We start from the raw sequence: 20,693 nt of genomic DNA, 5'->3' as shown, positions 1-20,693 counted from the left end.
GGTGTCACTCAGTCTGCGGCACAGTCCACGCAAACCGTGGTATACGGCAGAACCTGCAAGCGGCGTGGGTCGATGGCCTCGCCGCAGGATTCGCATTGGTCGCCCACGCCGTTATCGATCCGAGCCAGTGCATGTTCAATCTGAGCGAGTTCAGAACGGGTTTCGGTTTCCAGCGAGTCGACCACTTCGTCGTTCTGGGTCTGGGTAGCCTGCTCCTCGAAATCCTTGTCTAACGCGCCCCCTTCCCGATGCTGATGCGCCTCATAACGGGAAAGCCTGGCCGTCAGGTCGGCTCTCAGTGTTTCAAGTTCGGATTTCCGGTCAGTCATATGGCGCCTCCTGCCTTGCCGGGAAAACATGTTCCTACAGTAAAGCATAAGCTGAACCCGGGATTGATGCTTGTCAAAATTGCGTCACGCAGGATGAGGCAGAATAGAATTCCATCAAACCTGTACGCAAAGGAGTTGTGACCATGAACACCGAGCTTTTCGAAAAAGCGACCCGCCTGAACGAGACCCTGTTCGAGCAGTTTGGCAAGGCTGCGGAAATGCAGATGAACGCCTTCCGACGTTATGCCGATGTCACCATGGAGCAGGCTAAAAAGGTGTCCGAGGTCCGCGATCTGGAGAGCCTGAAAAGCGTGACCGGCGACCAGGCGGAAACCCTGAAATCACTGAGCGAGCAGTTCACCGCAGACTGGAAAGCCTGGCAGGATTACTTCAACGAAAGCAGGGAGCAGATTCAGAAGGTGTTCGAGAAAGCACCTGAGGCATCGGCCAAAGCCGGCCCGAAAACCGCCAAATAAGGGATAGTCATGTTCGGTCTGGATACGCTCGGGAAAGCCGTTGGTCAGCTCGTCAACGGCTTCGAAACCAACGTCCGTAAGGGACAGCAACAACTGGAGAAAGCGTTGGGAGATGCAGGCGTCCTGGATGCTGCAACGCTCTCCACGATAACGGAAATGTCCGATGCCTACCGCACGATGGCGGAGGACCTGCTACTCCACCCGCTCCGATTTGCAGGAGCGGAACTCGATCTTGCCCGCAAACATTCCGCGCTGGGGTATTACACCCTTGCCCGGCTCGTGGGCAAGGACAAGAAGCCCGTTGTCGAACCAGAGCCCGACGACCGACGTTTCCAGGCCGAGGACTGGCACAAGCATCTGCCTTTTGATGTTCTCCACCAGGCCTATCTGATCAACTCACAGGCCTTTCTGAACTGGGCGGCCGGCATGGAAGGGATTCCCCCGGCAGGACGGGACCAGATGCTGTTCTACGCCCGGCACCTGACCAGCGCACTGTCGCCGTCGAATTTCCCCGCCACGAATCCGGAAGTGCTCAGGATTACCTGGGAGCGCAAAGGGATGAACCTGATCGACGGTGGACGGCAGCTGATCGAAGACCTGCGCCAGAATCCTTCCTTGTTCAATGTTGGGATGACCGATCGCTCTGCCTTTGAGGTAGGACGTAACCTGGCAACCACCCCGGGCAAGGTCGTGTTCCAGAACGAACTGATGCAGTTGATCCAGTACTCGCCAACAACAGAAACCGTCAGCAAACGCCCGTTGCTGATTGTTCCGCCCTGGATCAACAAGTATTACATCCTGGACCTCACCGCCAGGAACTCCTTTATCCAGTGGTTGGTCAACCAGGGACAGACTGTCTTTATTATTTCCTGGCGAAATCCCGGGCCCTCCCTGCGGGACAAAGGCTGGGAAGACTACATGGAACTCGGGCCACTGGCTGCCATGAATGCGGTTACCGAAGCCACCGGCGAAGATCAGATGAATGTGATCGGCTATTGCATCGGTGGCACCCTGCTGGGCTCAACACTGGCCTGGCTCAAGAAAAAAGGCCGTAATCCGGTAGCCAGTGCTACCTACCTGACGACACTTCTGGACTTCTCCGACCCTGGCGGAATCGGTGTCTTCATCAACGATCACTCGATCCGGGGCATTGAGAAAATGCTGGAGCGCAAGGGCTACCTGGACGGTCGCGCTATGGCGTTCACGTTTAACCTGTTGAGGGAAAACGAGTTGTTCTGGTCGTTCTGGACCAATAACTACCTCAAAGGCCAGAAGCCTGCGGCTTTTGACCTGCTGTACTGGAACACCGATGGCACCAACCTGCCAGCACGAATGCACAGTTACTATCTGCGCCAGATGTACCTCAACAATCGTCTGGTACAGCCAGACTCCCTGAGCCTGCTCGGCGAGTCCATCAATCTGTCCGAAATCGATGTGCCCTCTTTTTTCCTGTCCGCCAGACAGGATCACATCGCTAAATGGAAAACTACCTACAAAGGGGCGCTGGCCCACGGCGGTGATGTCCGCTTTGTGCTCTCCGGCTCCGGACATATCGCTGGCGTAATCAACCCGCCCTACAAGGAAAAGTACGGCTACTGGACCAATGACACCCTGGTGCCGGATGCAGACGCCTGGTTCGAGGGGTCCGAACACCATCCGGGATCCTGGTGGCCCCACTGGCTCGAATGGATTGCTCGCTTTTCAGACGGCGACGTGGATGCTCGCATCCCCGGCGAAGGGAAACTTCCTGCGATTGAGGACGCACCCGGCAGCTACGTCAAAGTCAAAGCTTCGGAGGCTCTGAAGCAGTAGACCTCTGGGTGGCCCGCGTTCCTGCGGGCCACCGGATCTCGCCCCGCCTCCGCCGTTGTGGCACTATTGCCCGCTCGATGAACGGCGGAGAACCTCCCGATGTTTTATACCACTCTCGCGGCGATTGCGGTCGCCATGATCCTGTTTGCCTGGCTCGGACTAAGAGCCCGTCTCGCCGACGGCGGACTGGATGACTATGTAACGGCAAGGAACAGTCAGGGAGCCAGGGCCCTCGGACTTTCTTTCCTCGCCTCCGGCATGGGCGGCTGGATTCTGTTTGCCCCGCCTGAGGTGGGCGCACTGGTCGGCCCGCTGGCTCTGGCTGGCTATGCCCTGGGTGCCGCGTTGCCGTTTATCGTGTTCGCCTTCTGTGGCCCCGCTATTCGCCGCTTCCTGCCCGAGGGACGCAGCATCGGCGAGTTTGCCAACGCCTGTTATGGCAATGGCGTACGTCGCTACGTTTCGATGATCTCGGTGCTCTATATGCTTTGCTTTCTCACCGCGGAGCTCACTGCCATTGGTGCCATAACGTCGTTGCTTTCCGGTATCGACGGCGGCGTTGTGGTCATTGGCGTTGCCATAACCACACTGGTGTACACCGCTGTCGGTGGTCTCAGGGCCAGCATCGTCACCGACCAATGGCAGGCGCTGTTACTGATTGGCTTGCTGGCTATCGTCAGTTTTGTTGCCGTAGGCAAGCTGCCGGACGCAGCACCCGCAGCCCTGCCGGATATCCCCGCGTCGGCGGCCCTGAGCGTGGCGCTGACCCTGGTGATTGCTGTCACCGCCGCCAACCTGTTCCACCAGGGATACTGGCAGCGTTTATGGTCGGCTCGCGATACGGACGCTCTGAGCCGCGGAGCGTTGCTGGGCGGCGTGGTTACCATCGCCGTTGTCGCTGTGGTTGGCGGGCTGGGAATACTGGCGGCCATGAGCGGCGCCGACCTTGGCAGCCCGCCAATCCCCTTCTTTGCCTTGCTCGCGGATGCCCCGGCCTGGCTGGCTTTACCGGCCCTGATCCTGGCCATCACCCTGGTCGCTTCCTCGGTGGATACCCTGCAGAATGCGCTCGCTTCCCTGGCGGTTACCGAAAAACAGGGGTTGTCCATTGTCAGTGCCCGATGGTTTACCGTGCTGCTGATGATTCCTGTGGTTCTGGTGGCACTTCAGGGGATTTCCGTACTGCGGCTATTTTTGATCGCCGACCTGCTTTGCGCCACGGCGGTTCTGCCTGTACTGATGGGGCTTTGGGGAAAAATATCCACGAGGGCGGCGATCCTGGGCTGTCTGGCGGGACTTTTCGGGGCGATTCTGCCCGGATGGATTTCCGGTGGCAGCCTGATAGCCGGCCTGGAAGCTGCAAGCTTCCCCGGCAGCATTCCCACCCTGATGCCTTTCGTTGGTGCCCTGGCGGGCTCCGGACTGGTCAGTGTCGTGGTCGTGGTCGCGGCCACGACCCGGAAACGCTAAGCGGCATCCTTGCTGTCCAGCTCTTTAGCTGGACAGCAATTCTATCGGATAACGGATCTTGGTTTGGTCAACGCCCGGTCGGGCCCCGAAATCTACCAGCCTCAGACGATTGCAGATCTTGCTCTCCAGTGCTGGCTCATTGAGTGTAGATTCCACCACCGAGCAACTCGATACCGCACCGTTCGGCTCAATAACCAACTCCGGGGTAATACTTCCCTGCAGCGATGGTTTGCGCCGAAGCTCCCGGTTGTAGATGCTGTAGATGGCGGATTTATTGGCATCCATGGTCCGGCGCAACTCTTCCTTGCTCCGGGTTCTGGCAGCGGTTTCCTGCTGTTCCTTGCGTGCTGCCTCTTTGACCGCAGCAACCCTCTCTGCTTCCGCAACTTCCGCGCGCTGGCGCTCGGCCAGAGCAACCTGACCGGCCTCCCGATTGAGCACTTCCTCGTTCACCCCACTGCTCTTCGCGCTCGCTGTTGCGCGGGAGGCCAAAGTATCACCGGTTTTGCGGGCAATAGGCTCCGCTGTATTGGCAACCGGGCCATCCAGCTTGACCGACTCCGCCAGCGAACTGAGTTTCTTCAGTTCGTTTCCCATTGCCAGAATACCGGTGTTCTTTGCCTTTTCCCGCGCCTTGGCGACCTCTTCGGGCTTGGGTTCTGGCTTGGGCTCCGGTTTTTCGGCTACCTGAGGCTCCGGCTCGGGTTCCGGCATCACCGGTTCAGGAACCGGCTCCGGCTTGGGCTCAGGTTTAGCCTGTTCCACCGGCTTCTCCTCAGGCTTCGGCGGTTCGGGCTCCGGCTCGGGCAACACCGGTTTTGGCGGCTCCTTTTTCTCGATGATCAGCTTGGCCAGCTGAGGCGGCAGGGCTTCCTGTTCCTGCCTGTCACGTTCTGGCAGCTCTATCCAGCTGACATAACCTGCAAATACGAGGAATAATGGCACCACAAAAACAGCGGCGACCAACAACCGCCTACGTTCACCACGCTCCTGATTCCAGGGCAATCCGTACCGATAATCCATCATGATCAGGCTCCCTGTTCCGCACGCTGATTAACCGCCAGGGAAATACTGGCGTAACCGGCATCCACACAGGTGGACATGATTTTTTTCAGCAGCTCATAGGGCAATTCGCGGTCTGCAAGAATGGTAATGGGTCGCCCCGCATCCGGCGCAGGTGCCGACGAGCGACTGGCCTGATAGTCCAGTTCCTGCTTCAGGGAAGGCTCCACCTGTCCGTCAAACGTCTGGAACGCGTCGCGTTTCACGACCAGCCGACCGTTTACCAGGATATCCCGGTCCGTGACGGTCAGGGCCAAGACATCACCAGGAGGTTGCTGAGCGGTGGAATCCGGCAGTTTGATGGTGTTGTTCTGGTTCAATACCTGTACGTCGGAGGAGGAGTTCACCATCAGGAAGAACACAAGGATGGTGAAGATATCCATCAACGAGACCAGGTTCATCTTTCCCTGGCTTTTATTGCGCCGGTAATGGCGTTTCTGGCGGCGGGCCTTGGCAGATTCTTTCATGAACTCACCTCCGCGGATCCCGAAGGCTGGGCGGGCGCATCGCCGAGAGAGATCTCTGGGAACAGCTCCGCTTCCACCACACTACCAGCCACCACCGCCTCGTATGAGCGCACCGTGTCCATTACCGAGACCAGAGACTGATAGGACGTCTGCCGGGACGGCATAATAATGACATCCTTCTTGTCCGGCACACGGCTCTTGATTTCCTTCATGACATCCTTGAGCAGAACGAAATCATACTCGCCCTCGCGCTGGGGGATATTCTTGATAACGCCGCCCTGGTTGTCCGCAACGACCAGGCGATCCTCATAGATCACCACCTGGATCTGCAGCTCTTCCGCCTGCTCGGCCGACAGGCTCTCACCGGTCGGGAAGTTGAGTTCCAGAACGCTGGTGTGGGCGAACACCATATTCAGCAGCAGTACCGGCACCAGCACAATCATGAGGTTCATGAAGGGCGTGATGTCGAGATCGGCCTCACTTTGTAGGCGACGATGTTTCCGTCTCATGGCCTGACATCCTTCTGGCTGGTTATCAGGCCGGGCTACCGGCCGGAGTCGCTACCTGTGCCGGCGCAGCGGCATTCTGTCCCTGTGGTTGAGCTCCGGTCTTACTGCCGGAACCATCGCTGAGGAGGTTCAGGACCTTGATGCCCGCCATCTCAAAGCTGTCGACGATCTCATTGGTCTTGGTCTGCAGCAGTGAGTGGATCAGCAGCATTGGAATAGCAGACATCAGGCCGAAGGCGGTGGTGTTCATAGCAACCGAGATACTCTGGGACAGGAGGCTCGCCTTCTGGGCCGGATCCGCTGCAGCTACCGCCGTAAACGCTGCAATCAACCCGATAATGGTACCCAGCAGACCAAGCAGCGTGGCAATGTTGGCCAGCGTTGCCAGATACTGGGTGCGCTTTTCCAACCGCGGCATCACATCCAGCAACCCCTCTTCCATCGCGTATTCGATCTCTTCACGACCCTGGCGGCGGGCCAGGCGCTGGAGGCCGAAGCCGATCATGGTCGACATGGCACTACCGGATTCCTGGGTGTAGTTCAGGGCGCCCTTCAGGTCACGCTTGGCGATCATCTGATGCAGGCGGTTGAAGTCCCGACGGTTGGTCAGTTTCTGGGCGGAAAGGTAAACGTAACGTTCAATGGCAACAATGAGTCCGACAATCAGCACAACAGCAATCGGAAACATAAAAAAGCCACCTTCCTGGAAGAAGCGAACGGCGGTATCGATCATTTTCTGGGCACTCCATGGTCCGGTTTTCAGATCAGTTTAAGCGCGTCACTCCCCTGCAAGGGTAAGTTCGCGAAAGTCTGTGTGAGGGTTTGTTTAATCTTGCGCAGGAACACACTCAGGACGTGACAGGCATCACACTCTACTGCCCTGTGTTGGCCTGGGTCTGTTTGATGAACGCTTCGTGATACTTGATAAAACGCTGGAACTCATAGCGCTCCAGTGGCCGAAGGCCCTGATCAACCATCAGGCGCTCTTCTGGCGCACGCAACTCGTCCACTTCCGGTGGCTGCCAGGGCACCAGATACATCACCGTGGGCACTTCCTGATCACCACGGATTCGCGTGCCCTCAATAGTAACCACACCCGGGGCGTCCTGGGCGAAGACCATCGGCGCCGTGGGCAACAGCGCGGAAACTGCCAGAGCGATCAGCGCAAGACGTTTCATATCACATAGTCCACATCAGATTCTGTTTTTGGCATCGAAGATCCAGTCTTCCAGTCTGGGGTGCGGCTCGCTGGCCGCCGACTGATAACGCTCATAAAGGTCAACCGCCTCGGCAGGTTTACCCAGGTAGATATCAAGCAGGAAGGCCAGATTAAGGATCGCAGGCGCGTAATTCGGATCAGCAGACAGTGCCGCGCGATAATACCGTTCTGCTTCATCGAATTCTCCGGCGCTCCGGGCAATCACTCCCAGATGATTCAACGCCTGGACATGTTCAGGACTCACCGCCAGCGCGCGTTCAAACCAACTTTTCGCGGTCTCGGTATCCTCTTCCTGGAAAGCAATAATGCCAAGGTTGGCCATGGGGCCGGCTTTTCCGGGATAGTCGCTCGCCAGTTGCTCGAACCGGGTTTTTGCTTCGGCAAGACTTCCCTCCTCCATGGCACTCACGGCCTTGGCGAATGACGCTTCCAGTGCAGCCTGCTCAACTTCTGCCTCAGACTCCGGCGGCGCCGGCGCCGTCACACACCCTGAAAGCGACAACATCACGAAAAGACAGAGTCCGCAGGCCTTAATCGAGCTCATAGACAACCCCCTGGGTAACTTCTTCTTTCCGGTAACGTCCGGGCAACAGGGCTTTCAAGGCCTCGTAGCTGCGTTTGACCCATTCATCGAAAATGCCCTCCCGGGCCCGCCGGATATTCTGCTCGTGGATGTCGATGGCGTTGTCTTCAAACGGGTAGGCCTGCTCTTCCAGGAGAAGCTCGTACTGCGCGAGTTCAAGCTCGCTCAATCCGGTGGGCCGCTCCGAGTCCATGAGATCGGCACCCAGGCGCGCATAGATGTGGGCGATCTGGTAACCGGCTTCGGTTGCAAACGATGAAAGGCCATAGCTGGCCGTCTTCTTGTAAGCGTTGACCGCTCTTTCAAGTGCATTGGTCTTCGCTGTCATACTCTGGTTGAGTGGCAAAGTCAGCCTGATGCTGTCATACCGGGCAAGGGCATCGCGGGCGAGGATTGCAGAGGCTGACGCCGCAAGGTACCGCATGCGATCGTCCGCGGCGTCCGGGTCCCGGTCCACCGTTTCCATCTGCTTTCGCAACCAGTAATCCCTGCTTTCGGCATCCCCGTCTTCCTGATAGAGCTCAGCCAGCCGATTGGCCGCTTCCATGTAGACGTCCGTCGGCTCGGGGTGGCTGTTGGCGTAATTTCGCCAGGTATCAATCGCCTTTTCCCGGTTACCGGCCTGATCGTAGAGCTCTGCTGCAATCAACAGATTTTCCCTTCGCTCTTCCGGCGTTTTAGCGAGGGATACCATTTGCTGGAGTTCGTCGGCGGCTCGCTCCCACTGCTCAGTTTCACGGTAGGCCAACGCCAGTTTTGCAGGGACTGTGTCAATCAGCTCGTGGTCCGGGAAAGACCGCCTGAAACTGGTCAGCACACCGATGGCCTGCTCCCAAAGATTGGCAGTGATAAGAAGCGAGGCAGCATCGTATTCGGCGTTTGCCCGCAGAGCGGATTCTGGAACGGCCGTGCCGACTCGCAGGAATTCGCTCACCGCAGCCTCCACATCTCCGGCATCAGCTAACTGCTCCGCCTGTCGATAGACCGCGGCGGCCAGATTTTCACGCACGCCGCTTCTGCGTTCATCGTCTTCGGCCATTGTTGCGAGGGCGTCACGATAAGCCTGTTCCGCCTCGGCGTATCGGGCCAGTTCGGAGAGGCTGTGCCCGGATAACAGCAAAGCTTCCGTCGTCAATTCAGCCGGAGGAGTGGGCTGCCAGGTAACAAGTCGCGCCGCCATATTGACGGTCTCTTCCCAGTTGTTCAGGTCAAATTCACGCTGCAGCGCAATGTAATACACCGCAGGTGCCCGGGCGTCGCCGGGGAACGCATTTGCAAACCGCAGCCGGTTCAGTTGTTGCAGCTCCTGATAGGCCATCCACTCCGATACCGGTTCACTCTCCCAGGTTTTCGAGTACTCACGGAATGCCAGTACCGAGGCATACCCGGCTTCAGCTGCCCGCTCGGCCACAGCGTCCTCAGGGTAGTCATAGGCCACGCGTTCGAAAGCTGCGATTGCTGCCGGCCAGTCTTCCAGCTCCAGATAAGTCTCACCCAGAAGGAACAGACGCTCGGGTGTGCGGGGATGGTCCGGGAAGGTAGCCGCAAATTCGGCGTAATAACTGGCGGCATTGCGGTAATGATCGTCCGCCTGCTGATCATCCGTCGCCTCTCCTGCCAGCAGGTACTGGCGGTCCGCCAGTTCCGGCAACAGTTGTTCCAGTTGTTGCTCGATAAAGCCAATCGCGTCGGGGCCCGCTGACTGCCAGTAATCGCTGTAAATTCCGTAAAGGCTGACAAAGCCGGCCTTTCGTTCAGGGATCGTACGGGTGAAACCGGCCAGCTCAAGGGTATCGATGATCCGGATGTGGTAGCGCGGCGCCCAGGGACTCGCCGGATGGTCTTCTATGTAAGCCTCGAAGACATCGATGGCATCACTGTATTGCTCTCTCTCGAGCAATAGCTCGCTATAGCGGTCGTAGACCAGTATTTCGTATGGGCGACCACCCGTTTGGCGGAAAAGCGCCTGGAGGGTTTCCGCTCCGTCAAGGTACGACAGGGACAGCCCTACTACCCTGAACAGATCCTCGATCAGCGTCTGGCTCCGCTGATCCACGTCCGCCACCGGCTGCCCCTCAGGCATCACAAGATCAAGCACTTCTACGTAACTGAAGAGCGCTTCCTGGTATTGCGCCTGCTTAAACAGACTCCAGCCTTTCATGTAATGCGCGTTCACCAGGAACGAGGCATCGGCCCTGCGTTCCTGGCTGGCGAGGGTGACCTCGTCGAAGGCCTGCTCCGCTTCCCGGTATCGGCCATCGATAAACAAAAGATCGGCGCGGCGGAATTGGGCCTCAATCCAGTATTCCGAATCCGGGTAGCGGCGGACCAGTGTATTCAGGGCATCGAGCTGCTCGGGTGTCGCACCCCTAAGCTCCCAGGCTCTGGCAAGCTGATAATAGATCTGGTCATTGCCCTCGCGCTCTGGGTATTCCGACAGAAGACGCTGGTAGGCATCGATGGCTCCGGAAAGTTCATCGACAGCCGTATCCGCCATTTTCCGCTCCGCCCGCTGGAATTCCAGATCGGCCAACCGATGTCTGATGGTAACCTGCTTCCGGGGATCCTCTACGAGTGGGAAGAGCGCCTTGTAGCTGTCCATCACTGTTTCAATGGAAACATCTTCCGCGGGGCCGCTGCCGGCCTCTACATCTGGACTTTCCTGCCGCGTTTCGATCGCCGGAAGCGCAGCCAGAGTGCCCTCACGGACTCCCGGCATTTCTTCGCCACCGGCAGGCATCATCGACTGCAACATCTGGCAGCCACTGGCCATTACAAGGGCCCCAACAATGAGAAGGCCTTTGACAGTCTTACCGGCCATCCGATTATTCATCACCGGCACCTGCATTTTGCGATGCGCGGAACAACTGGTCTGCCAGCCTCGCCTGGGCGTGGCGCGAGGCCAGCAAGTATCCATTAAGCTCCTTTTGCTGGGCCGCCAGCATCCCGTCGACCTGAGCCAGGAGTATTTGCCGGGCACTGCCTAATGCCTCGGACACCTCTGTTCCAAGGGTCGCGAGCTCCCGTTCGCTGGCAGCGATGCGCCGAGCCAGTTCCGCATGGCGGGCATCATCGGCCATCAGGCTTTCAACCCGTTGCCGCTGGGCCTGAAAGCGCTCCATCTCGCGATCCAGTTGCATGAGCTGTTTTTGCGCCGCCCAGCGATTGATTCCATAGTCATCCGCAATCCACCAGTCGAAGTAGGCACGCATCCGTCGATAGGTCGCACGCTGGCTGGAGGTCGTCGCGTCGTCGGGCAAATCCGCCAGAGTTTCCTCAACCTCATCGAGCTTGTCTCTGAGCGCCTTTTGTTGCGAGGTCATGAAGAACCCCGCATCCTCGTCTGCCAGCGCCGAGGAAATCCTGTCCGTGAAGCCCCCATGCAACTGCTGCCACTGGTCTGCCTGTTGGGTTTCGAGGGCCCTACGGGTCTCGGCAATACGAATCTGCCGTTGCTGCTCACGGGTCTCCAGCATGATCCGGAACGATTCGAACCTGGACTGCCGCTCGGCGATGAAGGACTGCATTCGGTAGAGTTCGTTCAATTCAGCAAGCGCCTGCTGGAACGTCTCCGAAGCCAGCACTTCCGCCATACCAGAATCGACGGGCTGCACGCGCAGCCGCCCATAGGAATCTGTGAGAATCCCGTCGCTGTCACGGCTGAACTCGAGCTGGGCCATCAGATTTTCTTCATTGAGCCGATCCCGGATATTGTCGAGCTCCTTGATACGGGCCTCGTAATGGTCGGCTGCCTGTTTAAACGCGGGCAATGCTCGCTGCGGAGTATTCATCTGCTCAAGAACATAGGCCCGGGCAAAGGGAACCTGCTGGCGCCAGGGCAAAAACAGATCACGGCTCGCGAGAGTATCAAGGGCGTCGAGTGCCCTCTCCGGCCTGCCCTGGCCCGCCGCGGCAACGGCGTAGTCAAAGAGAGCCTGATCGGCGAACACTCCGGTCAGGGGCATGGCTCCCAGGACCTCCAGAGCTGCCTCAAACTGGTTATCACGCAGATACAGACCCGCAAGCGAGAGGCGAGCGCGGCCCAGCAGGCCCTCCCGTTCGGCATCTGGCTCGACGGAGTCAATGGACTCGTCGAGGATGGCGATGAGCTTTTTCAGTTCCTCTTCGGCGGCAACTCCGTCTGCCGCATCGAGAGCGGAGACCGCTGAATTGTACCGGAGGTAAAGGGACCAGATGTCCGTTTCGTCCAGCTGCTCCCTAAGCGAAGCCAGTTCGGGTTCATCATCAGGGCGGGCAGACATCATGACCAGCCGGGAGCGCAGATAAATCCATTCGCGAAAAAGATCGTGGTCGGCCTCGGCCAGTATCTCGCCATCGACACGATCGAGGTTCTCACGTGCGAGCGCCTGATTCCCCTCGAGGTAGAACACCTTACCGAGATAGAACCAGGCCTGGTTGCGAACATCAGGGGACAGATTACTGCCGGCGCCATCGGCCCCGAGTAGCTGCCTAAACAACCTGCTCGCCTCTCGGGTCATCCCCCAGGACAGCATGAGCCCGCCCTCGACGAGAGCCGGATGATCTCCGTGTCCTTCGATGCCGCCCCGTTCGCGCGCCACGGCCAGCTGGGTCAGAGCCTCGAAGGCGTTACCCTGATGGTATTCGTACAGCGCCCAACCATAACGAAGGTCCTTCGCCCGCTCGGGTTGCGCCTCGTCGGCATGGACCGGGGCTATCATCATCAGCCACAGTAGGGCACCCGCGTAAATGAACGGGCGTCGAACTGACGGCTGGCTTGCTTTCAATCCCACGACGCGGCTTACTCCCACTCCACGATGGATACGGAGGGTTGGTAGTTGGAGGAGCGATCTTCAACACGGATTTCCAGAGCGGCTGTTCCAGTGCCCTTCTCAAACTCCAGGGAGGCCGCCTGCTTGTATGGCCGCTGATCCGGCCCGATCCCTTCAACGAACGCCGTCATCTCATGGACTCCGGTTTTCAGGTTGCCGACGTATAGCCGCTGCATGCCGCCGCGCTCCAGGGCGGTCACCTGTCGCTCCGTATACAGGTGGGAAGCAACAATCTCGTCGTCGACTTTCAGTTTGACCGCATTCAGCTTCAGAAACTTCCCGGCATCAACGCTTAGAAACACCGCGACCTGGGTATTGGCCGGAAACAGCAGATCCTCCTCGAGGATAAACAGATCCCGGTTCAGGCGGATCACCTTCTTTTTGAGCGCCTCCACCTGCTCGGCGACTGCGGAGTCATCGGTCTGCGCCTCAGGATCCGTCTGGGCAAAAGCGGAGGCTGTTAAAGCGAGGGTCAGTGCCGCCAAAAACGCCGGAAATCGATGGGTCAAGCAAGTGGCCATGGTCGTTCTTCCTGCATGCTCAGTATTCAAGAATCAACGACGCCCGGGTTACGTAGGCATCGAAGGAATAAAGGGGTTCTTCGCCAGGGAGAAAATCCCCGGCTGCGGTGACATCCCGGAAGTTGTCATATTCAAAATTCAGCCAGTCCACCAGTAAGCTGAACTGCAGGCGATCGATCCCGGGAAGCGACGTCTGCTTCCATTCGTACACCGCGCCCACCGCCAGGGTTGTCCCGGAAAGGGAGCTGAGTTCCTTGTCACGGGCCAGGTGTGTCTGGGAGTTCTCGAATGGGAAAAGATCGCTGTAAAAGTCCGCCTCGCTCTGGCTGTAGTAACGAATGGAACCCTCAAGGGTCCAGTGCTGGTTCAACCCGTGCACATATCCCAGCTCGACCGTATGGGCGTTGATGCCCCAGGTATCGGAAAAATAGCGGTATTCACCGCGTATTGAGGCGCGATACGGCAGATAGTAAAGGGCGCGCAGAGCCACGGAGGTACTGGTTCGGGTTTCCGGATAACGCTCCGGTTGATACAGGAACGCCGTGGAATCGTTGGGATCGATGTAGCGGTTTTGTCGGTAAGGGTTCTGCAGGAAGCCCTCATCCGTAACCACCTCAAGATCCAGGCCTACCAGACTGTTGCGGGTGACGACCTGGCTCAGTCCAAGCTGATAGTTCCGACGATCGGCTTCCTCGCTGAAGGAATCGTTACCAACCCGGCCCACTTCGTCCCAGCCGCTGGCATAGCCCATGGTTACTGTGGACATCCCTCCGAAAAACTCCTGGCTGAGCGAGAAGTAAACGGTATTGGCTTCATAGTCGTTTTCGGTGCTGTTGGTGAAGCCCAGGCTCAGAATGGATTTATCGTGCAGGTAATCGACGCCGAAGGTGTACTCGTTGCGCTCTTCCTCATAGGGGCTCGCCGTGGCCAGAACGTCTACCGAGGCAGCCGAAACGGAGTCGACATAGTACTGGCCGGAAAACGAAACCTGGGAGCCGATACCCTTGCGCACCAGAACTGATGGGCCGTCAATGACCATGCCACCGCCATCATAGCGGTGGTAGAGAACATCCACGTTATCCACTGGCAAGGTCGCCGCAATCGCCTGTTGCCCGATCACCATCAGCGCGAACAGAACGCAAGCGGAGCGCACTAACCTTTTGCCGTCAGTTACAGCCACAACCACCCCCAGAACCGCCTTCTGCTCCCCGCGCAGACTCCCGGGACTGATAGACGTGATGCATGTAGGAATCGGCTTTGCCATGACGGCTGAGACTCATGACCGGATCCGCCAGATTATCCCGTTCATAGGGTTTCACCCACGGCTTGATTGAGCTGCATCCAGAGATCGTGAAGGTCGCGACCAAAAGAGCAGAGGCAGTGACGATCGACAAATTACGCATAAACGTTCCGTCCGAAAATTACTCGCGCACCAGCTCGCGAATCTGCTGTTCGTACTCGTCTTCGTAACCCGGCTGATAGCCGTAGTGGAGATACCGGGCATTACCATCGCGATCGATCATCACGGTCGTTGGCATGGCCTGCACTTCATAAAGCTCGCTCACCGAACTCTCCGGATCGTAGAGAATCGGGTAATTCACGGGCACCTTGTCCAGGAAGCGATGAGCCTCTTCCCGATTTTCATCCACATTGACCGCCAGAATCGTGAAGCCGAGATCCTTGTACTGGCTGTACAGCTCATCCATCAGCGGCATTTCCTGGCGGCAGGGACCACACCATGACGCCCAGAAGTTCAGCATCACCACTTCGCCACGATGGTCCTCCAGCCTCAGATTTTCGCCGGAACGGCTCTCCAGAGTGAAATCCGGGGCCGGCACATTGATGGCCTCGGCGCCCGCCATGGGGCTAAGACAGGCCAGGACGCCCGCCACCGCCAGTGATTTTATGGATGCTTTCATAAACAATGCTCCTGTAATCAGAAAAAGACCGACAGGCCAGTGCTGACCTCGGTGTTCATGGAGGTTTTCTCGGCCCCAAGAACATCTATTCGGTAATAGTGCTGCCGCACACCAATCTGAACTGCAACGCTGTCCGTCAATAGAACCTGATAGCCCGCACCGGCATTCAGTGTAAACCGGGTATCTCCCGCAAAATCGGTAGCGCCAGCACCTGCGATCAGGTAGAAATTGGTGTTGAACGCATAGTTCTCGGTGAGGAAGGCCTCGCCCGGAAGCACGTTGTAACCCAGGTTGATGTTGTAATAGCTGTAATCCCGCTCACTGTCGGTGAGCACCTCGACGTTACCGGCCAGCTTCTCGAAACTTGTTTCGCCGCCCTCCGCGAAGCCGACTCCGGCCTCGAAAAAGAAGGACTCGCTGAGGTGGTAGGTGAGCTTGCCGCCATACAGCAGCGACGACTCGAAGTCCTCGATATTGAGCACGCCCATAAAAGCGCCGATTTCAAAGTTCTCGGTGTCAATCAGCGCCTCGGTGACCGGCACCGGGGTAACATCCGGCTCGATCAGCGGCCGATCATCCTGGGCCTGGGCGGCCGCGGCTGCGCATAGCCCTGCCCCGAGGCACAGCGTTTTCAGAAAAAGATGCTTAGTCCGATTTTCCATTCTGTCGCTTCTTCGTTGGTGGACCGGGTAGTGAACACTTTGTAGTCCTTCACTTCGGCACGGATGAAATATCGATCGGTGATGTAGGCGCGGATACCAAGCCCTGCATGGCCAATACTGTTATCCCGCTCTTCGGGCTGAGCCAGAGTGGCCTTGGGATCAACCCAGATATGCCCGACCCCGAGGGTAAAAAAGGGAGATACCCGCCAGTCAGGAAATGGCTGATGCACCAGATTCGCATTGACCATTCGAATTTCCGAGGCGCTGCCCAGAATCTGAGAAGCCCAAAGCTCGGCGGACAGGTTCCGGGTCATCCAGAAGCCGCCGTAGCCTGCCGTTACAGCGGCACCATCAAATTCTCCCATCATCAATCCGGCTTCCACCCGCCGGCTTCCAAAGGACTCAAAATCGGGCACCTGAAGATCCACACGATTACCCGTGGCATCCACCGTTTGTGCAATATCCGCAACCGCTATCCAACCCTCCCGGCCACGGGTATCCGTCACTTTGATCCAACTTGTCTTGCGCTGAAGAATGGTCAGCCATTCCCCTTTTTCGCTGGTATGAAAAACCGGATAGCCCGTTGCCGGTCCGGTTCGCCAGGAGACATAGGGCTCCATTACCTGCACTTGCAATGCATCGTCTTCGGCCTGCCCCCACAGCCAGCCAGCCCAGCTCTGGGTCGGTAGGAACAAAAGAAACATAAGAATGGCGATGGGCATGGCGCGAGTTTCAGTCCTTGGATCAGTCTTCCGGGGCGTCGAACGGATTGTTGAAATACTGGCCGCCGATATCCAACCACTCTGCGATCAGTCGCAGTTCGGCGGGCGAGAGGAAATCCCTGTGTGAACCGTCGTCGGCGAATACGTCGAAGAAACTACTGGCACCGGCGCCGTTGACGGACATCGAGGCCTGCACCGGCACTGTTACCAGGATCGGTTGCTCGTCTCCGTTGGCATCCAGAATGGGATTGCCTTCTTCGTCCCTCAAAACCTCCCCGGAGTCCACGAGCACATCGATCAGTGCGCCGTTCACGAGTTCCTGCTCGCTGTCCGGGAAGAGCAGTTCTCTGTAGGCGTTGAAGTGTAGCGGTTCATCGGGTGACGGGCCATCGCCCAGATCCAGTTGTCCAGCCGGCACTTGCTGAGCGTCTGCCGCATCGGTGTCGGTATGGCAACTGGTACAGGTGTAGTCATCCACGACCGCCATGGTGTCCGGGTCCAAAACCTCCCGATTGACGCTCCACAGCGGATGAATATGCTGCTCGTAGTTAATCACGATCCGGCAATTCGGCGCCCAGTCGGTGGCACAAACGCCGGATATAGGGGGCGGAGTCTGCAGATCGGCGTAGGCGTATGCAAAACCCTCTGGTTTGGGGTCTACCACAGCACCGGACCACTCATCGGCATAGATCACATCCGGCGTCGGGCGACGAATTTCGTTGATGCGGGCGAACACCTCGGCCATGGTTTCACCCATGTCGGTAAAAAGACTGGAGTCGGTATTGGGGAACGCAGTACCCGTAGTTGCTGCCCCGCCCCACACAGGTTCCGGGCCAGCATCTGGTCTGCCGTGCGGTGTCGGATTGTTCGGGTTATGGCACCCTGAACATTCGAGGGTCTCGCCCGGGCGCACCGTGAGCCAGTTCTGATGCCGGTTGCCCATAGCGCCGCCAACACGCTGCCCCTTCTCATCGAGAATACTAATGGCAAAAGCAACATTGGCGGGCACCGCCACCTTCACTGAACCATCGGGCTCTATCGGCACATAGCCCAGTATCTCCCGCATTAGCTGAGCCCGGCTGCGGCCAAAGGCGCTGTTGTCGAAATCCCGGACGTTCTCATCGGGGATGGCCACGGGCTTTTCCAGTCGAAGGAATCTGGCTGGGCGATCCTCCGGTGGCGTTTGCAGCGGATCGGCCATTGCAGCAATACCAGCCGGTGTGGTGTCCAACCCGTCAATATCGTAGACACTGCGAATGTGCAGAACTCCGTAGCCGGCATCGCCGAGGGCCCCCTCATCACCCGTGAACTGAGATTCCGGAATGAACCCTTCCAGGGGCCGTTCCTTCATCAGGACTGCCTCATCAAACTGAACGCCCTCTACCGGCGGGACCACCGGCCGCTGGGTTTCGCTGTTGATATCCAGAAGCCACAAACCGTAAACGGGCTCTGCGGGTTGATAGTCTTCGGATTGCAGGCGATCTTCCGTGCAGTTCACAATCCGGTCGGTCGCTGTTTCACGCAACCGGCAGGGTGTCCAACTGACCAGGTAGCGGTTGGTACCATCAAGCAGTGGTGAAATCGATGCGTAACTGCCTTTCAGCGACAGCTGCCCATCCAGGCCTACACCGGGCACAAGCGAGCGCTGACCAGAACCTTCGGTCCCATCAATGCGCAGATTCGCCTCAACAAACTGCTCAATATCCACTTCCGCCAAGACCGACGCGTAATCGTCGGTCTCGAAGGGCCTTAGCTGCACCAGCAGATTACCGCTGTCTGATTTGCGTGGCTGCAGATACTGGATGTCGTTGGATTCCGGCACCGAATCGTGGGAGTGCCGACCGTAGAGATAGCTCAGGCCGGTGCCATCAGGGTTCACGCGATAGAGGTTTACACCGTTGTTGCGGGTCTGGCCCGCATTGTCCCAGCGACTGAACACGATGGTGCCGTCGTCTGCCACCATTGGGTCGAGGTCGTGGCTCTGGTTAAACGTGATCTGCTCAATGTTCTGGCCATCGTCGTCCATCACATGCAGAACAAACCCGGGGCTGTCACCCTCCTCGTCCAGACCGGAATACTGGGGCTTGCCTTCATCAAGCAGCACCGCCTTGGAAATCCGCTGACGGGTTGAGGAGAAAACGATCCTGCCATCGGGCAGATAGGCTGGCGCAACGTCCTGCCCGGCCCGGGCAGTGACGTCTGAATCGATGATCCGGCGCAGGATGTCGGTACTAACGTCGTATTCCCAGATATTCCAGGTTGGCTGATCCTCGTCGTCTGCGTCCTCGATTTCCGGCGCACGCATGGCGAAAAGCAGTCTGGAGCCGTCGTGGGAAACGTGGAGATCTTTCACGTCGTAACGCAACTGGCCACTGTCATCGAGGAATTGCGGCCCCGCGAATGCTCTGGAGGCAATATCCCGCGTCTCGGCGTCTGCAGTGGCACTGGCCTTCAGAAACAGCCGCGCTCCGGGGCGGAAAGCGCTCGGGTCGGCCAGGTTGTCCTCGACCAGGGCCCCGGTGTTTTCGTCAAAAAGCAGAGCCCGTTCGACATAAGCCACAGGGTTCTCGACGACAACCGGATCCGCCTGCTGACTGTCGCTGCTCGAAAGACAGCCAGACAGAACAGCAAGCGAGCCGAGTGCGATAGCCAGGCGAGCACAGCGGGAGATGTTTAGATTGGGCGACTTAATTTCCAACGTGAGAAACCCTGTTTCGGATGACATTCCATGACATAAATTAAGTCGGTTCCGCTGGCAGGCTCCAAGGGTTTTACGTAACGCAATGTAATAACGTGGCCCACGGCTCAAAACGAAGGATATAGCAAGCCGTAAACTTTTAACAATTGTCAAAAAGCATTAATGTGCACATGCTATCGATCACCGAGGGAAAGGACATGACCGCCCGGAACAGGATCAGAAGCCTGCTTTGCAAGGCTTGCAGTACCGCAGTTCTCGTCGCACTGATATCTGGACAGGCAAGCCTTGTTCAGGCCGGGCCCAGGGAGCAGGCCAAACGAATTCACGACCGGATCGCCGGCGTGCCCCCTTCCGGCGACGTTCTCGACGAAATGGAAAGCGATATCATCTCGGGCAACACGATTGATGCCGCCTTCACTGCCATGGAAGACAGCGCTTTCTATGACGTCACCCTGAAGAATTTTGCAGCACCCTGGACCAACGAGGCGATGTCAAAGTTCGTGCCCCTTAATGATTACATCGCCACGGTTATTGGCCTGGTGCGAGACGGGGAAGATTTCCGCAAAGTTTTGTATGACGATATCCTGTACATCGGAGATCCTGCCCTGAATCTGCCAAATTACTCCACGAGCAACAACAATCATTACGAATCTCTGGAGAACAGCGGCGTCAGCCTCAAAAACAACCTGGTGAGCGTAAATCAGTCCACCTACACCGGCCTTCCCCCCTCTGCTACCGCCGGCGTGATCACATCAAGGGCTTCAGCCCGGGCATTCTTCAGTGCCGGCACCAACCGGGCGATGTTCCGCTTCACACTGATCAACCACATGTGCAACGACCTGGAGCAGGTTGCAGACGTTACTCTGCCGCCGGACCGCATTCGCCAGGATGTTTCCCGCAGCCCGGGTGGTGACAGCCGGGTATTCCTGAACAACTGCGTTGGCTGCCACACCGGCATGGACCCCATGACCCAGGCGTTTGCCTACTACGACTACGAGTATGACGCGAATACCGACCCCGATGGAGAACTGGGTAGGTTGGTCTACAACGCCATTGGCGAAACGGACCCGGAGACCGGCTCCAGGGTTCAGGCCAAGTACCACATCAATTCTGCAACCTTCGAGCAGGGCTATGTGACACCCGACGACAGCTGGGATAACTACTGGCGCCAGGGCGCCAATCGCCGCCTGGGATGGGATTCCTCACTCCCGGGCTCCGGCAGCGGTGCCAAGAGCCTGGGTATGGAATTCTCGCATTCCGAAGCCTTCGCAGAGTGCCAGGTCAAGAAGGTGTTCGAGAATGTCTGCCTGCGACCTCCCTCCAACAGTGCAGACCGTTCGCAGGTAAGCAGTATGGTTGCCAGCTTCGCAAGCCAGGGTTACGACCTGAAGCAGATATTCGCAGAATCCGCCGTGTATTGCATGGGGGAGTGA

Annotated in this window: 20 protein-coding genes; 4 read left to right on the top strand and 16 right to left on the bottom strand. The window is 58.0% G+C overall.

The features are described from left to right. Positions 1-8: 8 nt before the first annotated feature. Complete coding sequence (locus ACWJ62_RS05210; protein WP_449285219.1) at positions 9-329, bottom strand: TraR/DksA family transcriptional regulator; 321 nt, start codon at positions 327-329, stop codon at positions 9-11. 143 nt (positions 330-472) lie between these two features. On the opposite strand from ACWJ62_RS05210, the gene ACWJ62_RS05205 reads away from it, so the two are divergent. The 3 genes from ACWJ62_RS05205 to ACWJ62_RS05195 all read left to right on the top strand — a co-directional run bounded on the left by ACWJ62_RS05205 (position 473) and on the right by ACWJ62_RS05195 (position 4,087). Continuing rightward, a complete protein-coding gene (locus ACWJ62_RS05205; RefSeq protein WP_449285218.1) occupies positions 473-805 on the top strand; it encodes a phasin family protein in 333 nt (110 codons plus the stop codon). A gap of 9 nt (positions 806-814) precedes the next feature. Further along, entirely contained in the window at positions 815-2,617 is a 1,803-nt protein-coding gene (locus ACWJ62_RS05200; RefSeq protein WP_449285217.1) for a PHA/PHB synthase family protein, read from the top strand. 99 nt (positions 2,618-2,716) lie between these two features. Continuing rightward, entirely contained in the window at positions 2,717-4,087 is a 1,371-nt protein-coding gene (locus tag ACWJ62_RS05195; protein ID WP_449285216.1) for a sodium:solute symporter, read from the top strand. Between the two features lie 24 nt (positions 4,088-4,111). On the opposite strand, the gene ACWJ62_RS05190 is transcribed toward ACWJ62_RS05195, so the two are convergent. The 15 genes from ACWJ62_RS05190 to ACWJ62_RS05120 form a co-directional block, all read right to left on the bottom strand. Next, a complete protein-coding gene (locus ACWJ62_RS05190; protein WP_449285215.1) occupies positions 4,112-5,113 on the bottom strand; it encodes an AgmX/PglI C-terminal domain-containing protein in 1,002 nt (333 codons plus the stop codon). 2 nt (positions 5,114-5,115) lie between these two features. Further along, positions 5,116-5,616, bottom strand: coding sequence for an ExbD/TolR family protein (locus ACWJ62_RS05185; RefSeq protein WP_349518356.1), 501 nt, complete (start codon positions 5,614-5,616; stop codon positions 5,116-5,118). Next, positions 5,613-6,125 (bottom strand): ExbD/TolR family protein, encoded by a 513-nt coding sequence (locus ACWJ62_RS05180; RefSeq protein ID WP_088556998.1) that lies wholly within the window; start codon positions 6,123-6,125, stop codon positions 5,613-5,615. Before ACWJ62_RS05180 ends, ACWJ62_RS05185 begins: the two co-directional genes overlap by 4 nt. 25 nt (positions 6,126-6,150) lie before the next feature. Next, the gene (locus ACWJ62_RS05175) at positions 6,151-6,858 is read right to left on the bottom strand and encodes a MotA/TolQ/ExbB proton channel family protein (RefSeq protein ID WP_449285214.1); all 708 of its coding nucleotides are present in this window, start codon (positions 6,856-6,858) and stop codon (positions 6,151-6,153) included. A gap of 139 nt (positions 6,859-6,997) precedes the next feature. Further along, positions 6,998-7,303 (bottom strand): hypothetical protein, encoded by a 306-nt coding sequence (locus ACWJ62_RS05170; RefSeq protein ID WP_449285213.1) that lies wholly within the window; start codon positions 7,301-7,303, stop codon positions 6,998-7,000. 15 nt (positions 7,304-7,318) lie between these two features. Then, positions 7,319-7,888, bottom strand: coding sequence for a tetratricopeptide repeat protein (locus ACWJ62_RS05165; protein ID WP_449285212.1), 570 nt, complete (start codon positions 7,886-7,888; stop codon positions 7,319-7,321). Continuing rightward, a complete protein-coding gene (locus tag ACWJ62_RS05160; protein ID WP_449285211.1) occupies positions 7,875-10,760 on the bottom strand; it encodes a tetratricopeptide repeat protein in 2,886 nt (961 codons plus the stop codon). The genes ACWJ62_RS05165 and ACWJ62_RS05160 overlap by 14 nt, the downstream gene beginning before the upstream one ends. Beyond that, on the bottom strand, positions 10,753-12,699 hold the full coding sequence (locus ACWJ62_RS05155) for a hypothetical protein (protein WP_449285210.1): 1,947 nt from the start codon (positions 12,697-12,699) through the stop codon (positions 10,753-10,755). The genes ACWJ62_RS05160 and ACWJ62_RS05155 overlap by 8 nt, the downstream gene beginning before the upstream one ends. Positions 12,700-12,707: 8 nt before the next feature. After that, positions 12,708-13,259, bottom strand: a complete 552-nt coding sequence (locus ACWJ62_RS05150; protein WP_449285209.1) for an AraC family transcriptional regulator — start codon at positions 13,257-13,259, stop codon at positions 12,708-12,710. Between the two features lie 19 nt (positions 13,260-13,278). After that, positions 13,279-14,439, bottom strand: a complete 1,161-nt coding sequence (locus ACWJ62_RS05145) for a DUF3570 domain-containing protein (protein WP_449285208.1) — start codon at positions 14,437-14,439, stop codon at positions 13,279-13,281. Continuing rightward, entirely contained in the window at positions 14,426-14,662 is a 237-nt protein-coding gene (locus tag ACWJ62_RS05140) for a DUF4266 domain-containing protein (protein ID WP_449285207.1), read from the bottom strand. Before ACWJ62_RS05140 ends, ACWJ62_RS05145 begins: the two co-directional genes overlap by 14 nt. A gap of 18 nt (positions 14,663-14,680) precedes the next feature. Next, positions 14,681-15,178 carry a TlpA family protein disulfide reductase gene (locus ACWJ62_RS05135; protein ID WP_008174663.1) on the bottom strand — a complete coding sequence of 166 codons (498 nt, stop codon included), beginning with the start codon at positions 15,176-15,178 and terminating at the stop codon, positions 14,681-14,683. Positions 15,179-15,195: 17 nt separating this feature from the next. After that, positions 15,196-15,840: an outer membrane beta-barrel domain-containing protein gene (locus tag ACWJ62_RS05130; RefSeq protein WP_449285206.1), complete on the bottom strand. Its 645-nt coding sequence runs from the start codon at positions 15,838-15,840 to the stop codon at positions 15,196-15,198. Next, positions 15,810-16,562, bottom strand: a complete 753-nt coding sequence (locus ACWJ62_RS05125; RefSeq protein ID WP_449285205.1) for an SH3 domain-containing protein — start codon at positions 16,560-16,562, stop codon at positions 15,810-15,812. The genes ACWJ62_RS05130 and ACWJ62_RS05125 overlap by 31 nt, the downstream gene beginning before the upstream one ends. Positions 16,563-16,584: 22 nt before the next feature. Then, positions 16,585-19,260: an HzsA-related protein gene (locus ACWJ62_RS05120; RefSeq protein ID WP_449285204.1), complete on the bottom strand. Its 2,676-nt coding sequence runs from the start codon at positions 19,258-19,260 to the stop codon at positions 16,585-16,587. 197 nt (positions 19,261-19,457) lie between these two features. On the opposite strand from ACWJ62_RS05120, the gene ACWJ62_RS05115 reads away from it, so the two are divergent. Further along, positions 19,458-20,693: a hypothetical protein gene (locus ACWJ62_RS05115; RefSeq protein WP_449285203.1), complete on the top strand. Its 1,236-nt coding sequence runs from the start codon at positions 19,458-19,460 to the stop codon at positions 20,691-20,693.

The organism is Marinobacter sp. PE14 (genome assembly GCF_053566155.1).
This window is presented reverse-complemented; position numbering and strand designations above follow the sequence as displayed.

What these genes read in the sequence shown, in the direction of transcription:
- ACWJ62_RS05210 (WP_449285219.1), bottom strand. Translation starts at nt 329, where the DNA reads ATGACTGACCGGAAATCCGAACTTGAAACACTGAGAGCCGACCTGACG.
- ACWJ62_RS05205 (WP_449285218.1), top strand. Translation starts at nt 473, where the DNA reads ATGAACACCGAGCTTTTCGAAAAAGCGACCCGCCTGAACGAGACCCTG.
- ACWJ62_RS05200 (WP_449285217.1), top strand. Translation starts at nt 815, where the DNA reads ATGTTCGGTCTGGATACGCTCGGGAAAGCCGTTGGTCAGCTCGTCAAC.
- ACWJ62_RS05195 (WP_449285216.1), top strand. Translation starts at nt 2,717, where the DNA reads ATGTTTTATACCACTCTCGCGGCGATTGCGGTCGCCATGATCCTGTTT.
- ACWJ62_RS05190 (WP_449285215.1), bottom strand. Translation starts at nt 5,113, where the DNA reads ATGATGGATTATCGGTACGGATTGCCCTGGAATCAGGAGCGTGGTGAA.
- ACWJ62_RS05185 (WP_349518356.1), bottom strand. Translation starts at nt 5,616, where the DNA reads ATGAAAGAATCTGCCAAGGCCCGCCGCCAGAAACGCCATTACCGGCGC.
- ACWJ62_RS05180 (WP_088556998.1), bottom strand. Translation starts at nt 6,125, where the DNA reads ATGAGACGGAAACATCGTCGCCTACAAAGTGAGGCCGATCTCGACATC.
- ACWJ62_RS05175 (WP_449285214.1), bottom strand. Translation starts at nt 6,858, where the DNA reads ATGATCGATACCGCCGTTCGCTTCTTCCAGGAAGGTGGCTTTTTTATG.
- ACWJ62_RS05170 (WP_449285213.1), bottom strand. Translation starts at nt 7,303, where the DNA reads ATGAAACGTCTTGCGCTGATCGCTCTGGCAGTTTCCGCGCTGTTGCCC.
- ACWJ62_RS05165 (WP_449285212.1), bottom strand. Translation starts at nt 7,888, where the DNA reads ATGAGCTCGATTAAGGCCTGCGGACTCTGTCTTTTCGTGATGTTGTCG.
- ACWJ62_RS05160 (WP_449285211.1), bottom strand. Translation starts at nt 10,760, where the DNA reads ATGAATAATCGGATGGCCGGTAAGACTGTCAAAGGCCTTCTCATTGTT.
- ACWJ62_RS05150 (WP_449285209.1), bottom strand. Translation starts at nt 13,259, where the DNA reads ATGGCCACTTGCTTGACCCATCGATTTCCGGCGTTTTTGGCGGCACTG.
- ACWJ62_RS05140 (WP_449285207.1), bottom strand. Translation starts at nt 14,662, where the DNA reads ATGCGTAATTTGTCGATCGTCACTGCCTCTGCTCTTTTGGTCGCGACC.
- ACWJ62_RS05135 (WP_008174663.1), bottom strand. Translation starts at nt 15,178, where the DNA reads ATGAAAGCATCCATAAAATCACTGGCGGTGGCGGGCGTCCTGGCCTGT.
- ACWJ62_RS05130 (WP_449285206.1), bottom strand. Translation starts at nt 15,840, where the DNA reads ATGGAAAATCGGACTAAGCATCTTTTTCTGAAAACGCTGTGCCTCGGG.
- ACWJ62_RS05125 (WP_449285205.1), bottom strand. Translation starts at nt 16,562, where the DNA reads ATGCCCATCGCCATTCTTATGTTTCTTTTGTTCCTACCGACCCAGAGC.
- ACWJ62_RS05115 (WP_449285203.1), top strand. Translation starts at nt 19,458, where the DNA reads ATGACCGCCCGGAACAGGATCAGAAGCCTGCTTTGCAAGGCTTGCAGT.